General features: G+C 71.4%; 10 protein-coding genes. 3 read left to right on the top strand and 7 right to left on the bottom strand.

The genetic code is table 11. From position 1 onward, the window contains the following. Nucleotides 1-81: 81 nt before the first annotated feature. From AB0M47_RS41460 to AB0M47_RS41450, 3 genes are all read right to left on the bottom strand, one after another. Nucleotides 82-1,119: an NAD(P)-dependent alcohol dehydrogenase gene (locus AB0M47_RS41460; RefSeq protein ID WP_363424189.1), complete on the bottom strand. Its 1,038-nt coding sequence runs from the start codon at nucleotides 1,117-1,119 to the stop codon at nucleotides 82-84. A gap of 61 nt (nucleotides 1,120-1,180) precedes the next feature. Further along, a complete protein-coding gene (locus AB0M47_RS41455) occupies nucleotides 1,181-1,735 on the bottom strand; it encodes a TetR family transcriptional regulator (RefSeq protein ID WP_363424186.1) in 555 nt (184 codons plus the stop codon). Continuing rightward, nucleotides 1,732-2,058 carry a multidrug efflux SMR transporter gene (locus tag AB0M47_RS41450; RefSeq protein ID WP_253762774.1) on the bottom strand — a complete coding sequence of 109 codons (327 nt, stop codon included), beginning with the start codon at nucleotides 2,056-2,058 and terminating at the stop codon, nucleotides 1,732-1,734. The genes AB0M47_RS41455 and AB0M47_RS41450 overlap by 4 nt, the downstream gene beginning before the upstream one ends. Before the next feature lie 93 nt (nucleotides 2,059-2,151). Between AB0M47_RS41450 and AB0M47_RS41445 the strand changes: the two genes are divergently transcribed. Both AB0M47_RS41445 and AB0M47_RS41440 read left to right on the top strand, forming a co-directional pair. After that, on the top strand, nucleotides 2,152-2,862 hold the full coding sequence (locus AB0M47_RS41445) for a response regulator transcription factor (protein WP_253762772.1): 711 nt from the start codon (nucleotides 2,152-2,154) through the stop codon (nucleotides 2,860-2,862). Further along, the gene (locus AB0M47_RS41440) at nucleotides 2,855-3,862 is read left to right on the top strand and encodes a HAMP domain-containing sensor histidine kinase (RefSeq protein WP_363424180.1); all 1,008 of its coding nucleotides are present in this window, start codon (nucleotides 2,855-2,857) and stop codon (nucleotides 3,860-3,862) included. Before AB0M47_RS41445 ends, AB0M47_RS41440 begins: the two co-directional genes overlap by 8 nt. A 106-nt stretch (nucleotides 3,863-3,968) precedes the next feature. Here AB0M47_RS41440 and AB0M47_RS41435 read toward each other — a convergent pair whose 3' ends face one another. Further along, nucleotides 3,969-4,850, bottom strand: a complete 882-nt coding sequence (locus AB0M47_RS41435) for a sigma-70 family RNA polymerase sigma factor (protein WP_363424177.1) — start codon at nucleotides 4,848-4,850, stop codon at nucleotides 3,969-3,971. Nucleotides 4,851-4,933: 83 nt separating this feature from the next. Between AB0M47_RS41435 and AB0M47_RS41430 the strand changes: the two genes are divergently transcribed. Next, a complete protein-coding gene (locus AB0M47_RS41430; RefSeq protein WP_363424174.1) occupies nucleotides 4,934-5,383 on the top strand; it encodes a carboxymuconolactone decarboxylase family protein in 450 nt (149 codons plus the stop codon). Nucleotides 5,384-5,469: 86 nt separating this feature from the next. Here AB0M47_RS41430 and AB0M47_RS41425 read toward each other — a convergent pair whose 3' ends face one another. From AB0M47_RS41425 to AB0M47_RS41415, 3 genes are all read right to left on the bottom strand, one after another. Next, a complete protein-coding gene (locus AB0M47_RS41425) occupies nucleotides 5,470-5,883 on the bottom strand; it encodes a hypothetical protein (protein WP_363424172.1) in 414 nt (137 codons plus the stop codon). Further along, complete coding sequence (locus AB0M47_RS41420; RefSeq protein ID WP_363424170.1) at nucleotides 5,880-7,004, bottom strand: molybdopterin-dependent oxidoreductase; 1,125 nt, start codon at nucleotides 7,002-7,004, stop codon at nucleotides 5,880-5,882. The genes AB0M47_RS41425 and AB0M47_RS41420 overlap by 4 nt, the downstream gene beginning before the upstream one ends. Beyond that, nucleotides 6,980-7,428, bottom strand: a 449-nt coding sequence (locus AB0M47_RS41415) for an SAM-dependent methyltransferase (protein ID WP_363424168.1), incomplete at its 5' end; no start/stop codon positions are given. The genes AB0M47_RS41420 and AB0M47_RS41415, both read right to left, overlap by 25 nt.

The following is a 7,428-nucleotide window of genomic DNA, read 5'->3' as shown; positions in this document are numbered from 1 at the left end:
GTCGAATCTTGGGTCAAGATTCGACCCGGAACCCTGATCCAGCAACCAACGTTGAGGGAGCAGTTGAGGGGGCAGGACGGGTCAGGGGACGAGGACGGCGCGTCCAGGCACCCTGCCCGCTTCGAGATCGGCGAACGCCTTGAGGCCGTCGACCAGCGGATAGGTCTGGACCTCCACGCTGATCTTGCCCTGCTGGGCCAGCGAGATGACCTGCCGCTGATCGGTACGCGTCCCGCCGAAGGAACGGCGAACGTCGACACCCCACGGCAGCGGCTCAGCCTCCCCGTTCGCCTCGTAGGTGAACTTGCCGCCGCCCAGGCCGACGAAGCGAAGCGCACCGTCCGGCGCGATCGTGTGGGTGGCCAGGTCGATGGTCGGCTGGACGCCGACGAAGTCGAACACCGCGTCGGCCCCGTAGCCGCCGGTCTCCTCCAGGATCCGCTTCACGGCCGTCTCGTCGCTCTTGAGCACGAGGTCCGCGCCGTGTTCCTTGGCGAGTTCCAGCTTCTGCTCGCTGGAATCCACCGCGATGATGCGCGCCGACGTCGTCGCGGCCAGGATCTGCAAGCCCACGTGACCCAGCCCGCCGACCGCGATGACGACCGCGGTCGAGCCCGGCCCGAGCCGATGGCGCGCGCCGTTGATCGCGTGCATCGGGGTCAGCCCGGCGTCGGCCAGCGGCGCGGCCTGCACCGGATCCAGGTCGCCCAGAGGTTCCAGGTACCGCGCCTTGACCTTCATGTACTCGGCCATGCCGCCGTTCGGCCCGAGCCCCGGACACGGCGGGTACGCGTACCGGCCGCCCTGGTTCACGCACACGTTGTCACGGCCCTCGATGCACGGCCGGCACACGCCGCAGGCCCAGATCAGGTAGACGAGCACGGCGTCGCCCTTGGCGAACCCCGTCACCGTGTCGCCCAGCTTCTCCACATGCCCGGAGGTCTCGTGGCCCAGGGTCATGTTCGGGATCGGCCACTCCGGCGCGTGCAGCACGTGGACGTCGGAGTGACACAACCCGGCCCCGGCGACCTTCACGAGCACTTCGTCGGAGGCGATCTCCGGCACGTCGACCTCGCGTACCTCGATCTTCCCAGGTGAGACCAGCTGCAAAGCCCGCATGACCTCACGGTATCGGCCGTGCCCGGCCCATATCGGCGATTTGCGAAGGCCGCCGAACCGCTCACGAAGTCAGGCGGCGTACGGCGTCGGCGAGGGCCGTCTCGTCGAGCGGTTCCCCGGCGGTCAGGGCCTGCAGGACCGTGCCGTCCAGCACCGCGCCGACGGCGTACGCGGATCGCCCGAACACGGCCTCCAGCACCCCGCGCAGGCCGCTGAGCCAGCGCCGGGCCAGCGGACGCAGCCGCTCGTCGCGCATCGCGGCCGCGTACAACTCGTATTCGAGCCTGGCCTGGCGGCGATCGGCGACGTAGTCGGCCGCGAGCCGGGCCAGCGCGGCGGCCGGATCGCCGGCGTCCCGCAGCGCTTGCGCCCACTGACCCAGCTCGCGGTCGAGGTCGTCGAGCGCCTGCCGGAGCCCGGCCTCGATCAGGTCGTCGAGCGTCGGGAAGTAGTAGGTCGTCGCGCCGAGCGGCAATGCGGCCCGGTTGGCCACGCTGCGATGCGTCGTACGCCCGAGGCCGACCTCGGCGATGCTGTCGATGACGGCCGCCGCGAGGGCGTCGCGACGGGCCTGCGGATCGCGGGGCCGCTGCGCCCGCCGTGGTGCCGTGCTCAATGGGCCGCCGCCCCGCCGACGTTGAGGATCACCACGCCCGCCACGATCAGGCCGATGCCGATCACCTTCACGACGGTGATCGGCTCACCCAAGAAGACCGCGCCGATGGCGACGATCGCCGCCGTGCCCAGCCCCGACCAGACCGCGTACGCGACGCCGACCGGGACGGATTTGACCACCTGGGAGAGTGCGACGAAGGCGAGCGCGTAGCCGACCAGGACCGCGACGGTCGGCCACAGCTTGCTGAAGCCCTCGGTCGCCTTCAGCAGACTGGTCGCGATGACCTCGGCGGTGATGGCGCCGAGCAGGTAGAGGTAGCCCATGGACTTGTACGATAGTACAAGAGCGTCTTACGAAGCGCTGACGGAACCGGGCGGCGACCCCGTTCGCGACCCCGGCGGACCTACGCTGGTCGGGTGACCAGACCCGGCGCGCCCAGCATCCTCGTCGTCGACGACGATCCCACCGTCGCCGACGTCGTCCGCCGCTATCTCGAACGGGCCGGGATGACGGTCGAGCTGGCCGCCGACGGCGACACCGCCCTGGCCGCGTACGCCGCCCGCCCGCCGGACCTGGTCGTGCTGGACCTGATGCTGCCCGGCGTCGACGGGCTGGAGGTGTGCCGGCGGATGCGGCAGTCCTCGGCCGACCTGCCGATCATCATGCTGACCGCGATGGGCGAGGAGATCGATCGGATCGTCGGCCTGCAGCTCGGTGCTGACGACTACGTCACCAAGCCGTTCTCGCCACGGGAACTGGTACTGCGGGTGCAGTCGGTGTTGCGGCGTACGGTGGCGCAGCCGCAACAGCCACGGGACTTGTTGCGCGACGGCGACCTCGTGGTGGACCCGGCGCGCCGGACCGCAGCGCTCGGCGGAATGCCGCTGTCGCTGACCGTACGCGAATTCGATCTGCTCGCCGCGCTCATGTCACAGCCGGGCGTCGCCCTGAAGCGGGCGCAGCTGCTGGACCAGGTCTGGGGCTGGACCTTCGGCGACCAGTCCACCGTGACCGTCCACATCAGACGACTCAGGGAGAAGATCGAGCCGGATCCGGCCAGCCCGGCCCGCATCCAGACGGTGTGGGGCATCGGCTACCGCTACGAACCGGTGGCCGCCGATGCGTGACGTCCTGCTCATCGGGCTGGCCGCGCTGCTCGGCGCGCTGGTCGTGTGCGTACCGGGCGCGATCGCGCTGCGGTTCATGCAGCGACGCTCCATCACCGCCAACGTCGGCGTACTGGTGCTCGTGGTGGTGCTGGCGGTCGCGGCCGGTGTGCTCGCCGTCGCCGAGGAGATGTTCATCTCCGGCCACGACCTCCAGGTCGTCCTCATCGTGGTGCCGATCGCCGGAATGCTGTCCCTCGCGATCGGGCTCTGGATGGGCCGCCGCATGGCGCGTGCCGCCGTGTGGGCCGCCGACGCCCGCCACCGGGAGCGGGAGCTGGAGGCGAGCCGGCGGCAGCTCATCGCGTGGGTCAGCCACGATCTGCGTACGCCGCTGGCCGGGATGCGGGCGATGGCCGAGGCGCTCGAGGACGGCGTGGTCGACGACGCCGAGTCGATGCGGGAGTACCACCACCGGCTGCGCATGGAGGCCGACCGGATGGCCCGGCTGGTCGACGACCTCTTCGAGTTGTCGCGCATCCACGCCGGTGCGCTGAATCTGACGGTGGCCGACGTCGGGCTCGGCGACGTCGTCTCCGACGCCCTCGCCGCCGCCTCGCCCATCGCCACGAGCCGCAGCGTGCGACTGCGTACGCCGATCCACGCGACCTGGCCGACGGTGAAGGCCAGCGAGCGGGAACTCGGCCGGGTCGTGGCGAACCTGGTCCTCAACGCCGTGCGCTACACGCCGCCGGACGGCACCGTCACCATCGACGGCGGGCGGGACGCCGCCGGACCCTGGCTGGCCGTGAGCGACACCTGCGGCGGCATCCCCGAGGCCGATCTCGACCGGGTCTTCGACGTGGCCTTCCGCGGATCGCGGGCGCGTACGCCGGACACCGGCGCGGGCGGCGGCCTCGGGCTGGCGATCGTGCGCGGCCTGGTCGAGGCGCATGGTGGCACGGTGGCGGCGCGCAACGCGGGCGACGGCTGCCGCTTCGAGGTACGCCTCCCCGCCTAGACTCGCCGCTCGTCCGGGCACCGGATCAGGGTTCCGGGTCGAATCTTGCCCCATGATTCGACCGAGAACCGTGATCCAGCGCCCAAAGCGCCAGAGACGAACCGGGTCACAGGGGCTCGGGGAGGTCCAGAGCGGCGAGCCGGGCCGGGTCGGTCACCGCGAGGATGGCGGCGATGCGGCCGTCCACGACGGTGAACGCGAGCAGCGACATCGGGCTGCCGTCCGCCCGCCAGACCAGCATGCCGGGGCGGCCGTCGACCAGCACCGAACGACCCGCCGAGGCCGCGCCGGCTCCGACGCCGAGCTGTGCGCCGGTGGCGACCTTGGTCGCGCCGAGCACGACGATCTCGCCGCCCGGGGCGTCGATGGTCAGTTTCACCTCGGGATCGAGGACGCGCAGCAGGCCCGCGAAGTCCCCGTTCCGGGCCGCCGTCAGGAACGCGTCGACGACCGCACGCTGCTCCGGTGGCGCGGACGACGGCGGTTCGTTCGCGCGTACCTTCCGGCGGGCGCGGCTGGCCATCATCTTGGCGGCGTCGGTGGACTTGCCGAGGATCTGGGCGATCTCGTCGAACGGCACCCCGAACAGGTCGTGCAGCACGAAGGCCAGCCGTTCGCTCGGCCCGAGCGATTCGAGGACGACGAGCAGTGCGAGCCCGACCGAGTCGGCCAGTGCGGCGTCCTCCTCCGGATCGCTGCCGTCGTCGGCGGTCACCACGAGATCGGTCAGCCCGTCGTAGGCGGCCTCCGGCCGGGTCTGACGCGAACGCAGCACGTCGAGGCTGATCCGGCCGACGACGGTGGTCAGCCAGGCCGCGAGGTTCTGGATGACGTCCGCGTCCTGGCGGGAGAGCCGCAGCCAGGCCTCCTGGACCACGTCGTCGGCGTCCGCGTGCGACCCCAGCATGCGGTACGCCACCGCGTGCAGCCGATCGCGCTGAGCTTCGAAGGCCGCGGCCACAAGGTCCGCCGGGCTGGTGTCGGGCATGTTGTTACCTTCCTCAGAACCGCTCCGTCATGGGTGATGACGGGCCCGGAAGGGCTCAGGTAACCGAATGAGGGAGCGATTCGATGGAAGCACGGCTGAAGAGCGCGGCGAGTCCCGATGTGATGACCGCCATCCAGCACCTGTACAAGGAGATCCACTCCGGCGGCGTCGATCCGCGCGTACTGGAGCTGGTTCACCTGCGGGCGAGCCAGATCAACGGGTGCAGCCCGTGTGTGTACGCCGCCGTCGCGACGGCGAAGAAGAACGGCGAGACCGACGAGCGCCTGCACAACGTGGTCACCTGGCGAGAGACGCCGTTCTTCGCCGAGCCGGAGCGGGCGGCGCTGGCGTTGACCGAGGCGGCCACCCGGATCCAGGACGGCGCGGCCGGTGTCACCGACGAGATCTGGGCCGACGCCGCCGCCCACTTCGGGGACAAGCAGCTCTCGGCGATCATCCTCAACATCGCGCTGACCAACTTCTTCAACCGGATCAACCGGACGATCCGGGAGCAGGCTGGCAAGACCTGGTAAGCCGGGATCGGTGCAGATCACGGTTACGCAGGCGAAACCGGGCCGGGGAAGCCTGCGTAACCGTGATCTGCACCAAAGCACCCACCTCAGCGTGTGGGAGGGCGGCGGAGACGGCGGTACAGGGCGAGGAGGAGGGCGACGGTCCACACGGCGGCCAGCACGATGAGCAGGCCGCGCGGGTAGTCGCGGGGCAGCGCGGACGGCAGTCTGACGTCCCGCCCGTAGCCGAGGAGTAGCGGGAGCGAGACGAACGTGACGGCGGCGGAGACGAAGAGCGCCCCCTGCACGGGCACCCGCAGCCACGACGGCAGGAGCCGCGTCGCAAGCACTCCCGCGAGCAGCACGAGCGGCATCACGAGCAGGTCGGCGTACAGCGCGCTGACGAGGAGGAACCGGACGTAGGGCCACAGCCCCACCGACGCCGAGCGCAGGACGCCGACCGCGCCGACCACGACGAGGACAACGCCCGAGGCGACGAGCAGGCGGCGGGTCAGGGTCATGCCACGCCTACCCTGATCCGGGCGAGCCACTTGGTCTGCAGGACGCCGGGCCGGTTCGGCGCGATCAGCCGGCACGGGTAGCCGTGGTCCAGATCCAGCGGTTCGCCGTGCAATCGCAACGCCACCAGCGTCAGCGGATCGCGCGCATGTGGCGGCTCCACAGTCGACATTCGGTAGGGGCCGTTCTCCTGCAACGACTCCACCGTCACCGTGTCGTCCGGTCCCCCGCCGACCAGCGCCACCAGGTCGCGCAGCCGCACTCCGGTCCACACGGCGTCCGCGCTCCAGCCCTCCACACAGGTGATCGGCAGGCTCGCGGTCCGTTGCGGCAGAGCCGCCAGGTCCGCGAGCGACAACCGCCTCGTGCCGCTCGGGCCGATCACTTCCAGCTGGTACGCCGAATGCAGCGCCCGGTCGCGTACGCCGGCCGCCGCAGCGGACTCGTTGACCGGCACACCCTGGACTCCGACCCGGGGATCGCGCGGCGCGAGCACGGAGATCCCGGCCAGCGGGCGTACCGTCTGGCCGATCGTGGCGACGGTGACGACGCCGATCGCCGCCCCGACGGTGGCGAGGAAGCCGCGCCGGGTCCACCCGTCATCGGCCGGAGCCGGACGTACCTTGGCCGTCAGGGCGCGGCGGATCACCGGCAGCTTCACTCCGATGTGGATTGCGATCGCGCCGGCGGCGATCCAGGCGGTCCAGAAATGAGCGACGGTGAAGAAGAACCCCATCGGCGCGTACCATCTGGCGATGTTGAGCAGGCCGGTGAGCACCTGGAAGCCGGCCGCGGCCACGAGCACGGCGAGACTCAGCCGTTCGAGGCCGTGCGCGAGGTCGCGGGCCGGCGGCCAGCGGAAGAGCTTGGGGTAGACCGACCAGATCTTCGCGCCGAGCAGCGGCACGATGGCGATGCCGGTGGCGACGTGGAGGCCTTGGGTGACCCGGTAGAGGCCGACCGGGCGCGACGGCCAGAAGGACCAGCCGGGCGGGTGCTGGATCGCATGGCTGAGATAGCCGGTGAGCAGGCAGATCGCGAAGGCGGCGCCGAGCATCAGGCCGAGCTGGCTGGTCAGCCGGGGCGACCGGAGCCGGCTCACCGCCCGAGGCAGGCGAACCATCGGCCCTCCTCGTGCCAGGTCTCGTGAACGCGCAGGCCCGCTTCGGCCGCCGGTACGCCGAGCCGGTCCGCCGCGACCAGCGCCCACGGGAACGGCGTGCTCTCGCGGTCGCCGTCGTGCAGCACGACCGGGCCGGACCAGCAGGTCGTCCCGGGTGGATCGGTCTCGACGAGCACCGTCCCGGTCGAGCCGGTCAGTTCGGCGCACCGGCGCAGCAGCCGTGCCGGGTCGCCGCCGATGCCGATGTTGCCATCGATGAGCAGCGCGTGCCCCCAGGTTCCCGCCCCGGGGACGGGACCGAAGACGTCGGCGTGGACGGCGGTCGCGCCGCGCCGGCGGGCCAGGCGTACGGCGGTCGGGCTGACGTCTATGCCGAGCGCGGCGATCCCGGTCGCGCCGAGGGCGGCGGCCAGCCGGCCCGGTC

It is taken from the genome of Hamadaea sp. NPDC051192, from assembly GCF_040682475.1.
GTDB lineage: Bacteria > Actinomycetota > Actinomycetes > Mycobacteriales > Micromonosporaceae > Hamadaea > Hamadaea flava.
Note: the sequence above shows the minus strand (reverse complement) of the source record. Positions and strands in the feature narration are given on the sequence as shown.

Excerpts from the sequence above, each read along its gene's own strand:
- AB0M47_RS41420 (WP_363424170.1), bottom strand. The coding sequence starts at position 7,004 with ATGGTTCGCCTGCCTCGGGCGGTGAGCCGGCTCCGGTCGCCCCGGCTG.
- AB0M47_RS41435 (WP_363424177.1), bottom strand. The coding sequence starts at position 4,850 with ATGCCCGACACCAGCCCGGCGGACCTTGTGGCCGCGGCCTTCGAAGCT.
- AB0M47_RS41450 (WP_253762774.1), bottom strand. The coding sequence starts at position 2,058 with ATGGGCTACCTCTACCTGCTCGGCGCCATCACCGCCGAGGTCATCGCG.
- AB0M47_RS41460 (WP_363424189.1), bottom strand. The coding sequence starts at position 1,119 with ATGCGGGCTTTGCAGCTGGTCTCACCTGGGAAGATCGAGGTACGCGAG.
- AB0M47_RS41425 (WP_363424172.1), bottom strand. The coding sequence starts at position 5,883 with ATGACCCTGACCCGCCGCCTGCTCGTCGCCTCGGGCGTTGTCCTCGTC.
- AB0M47_RS41430 (WP_363424174.1), top strand. The coding sequence starts at position 4,934 with ATGGAAGCACGGCTGAAGAGCGCGGCGAGTCCCGATGTGATGACCGCC.
- AB0M47_RS41440 (WP_363424180.1), top strand. The coding sequence starts at position 2,855 with ATGCGTGACGTCCTGCTCATCGGGCTGGCCGCGCTGCTCGGCGCGCTG.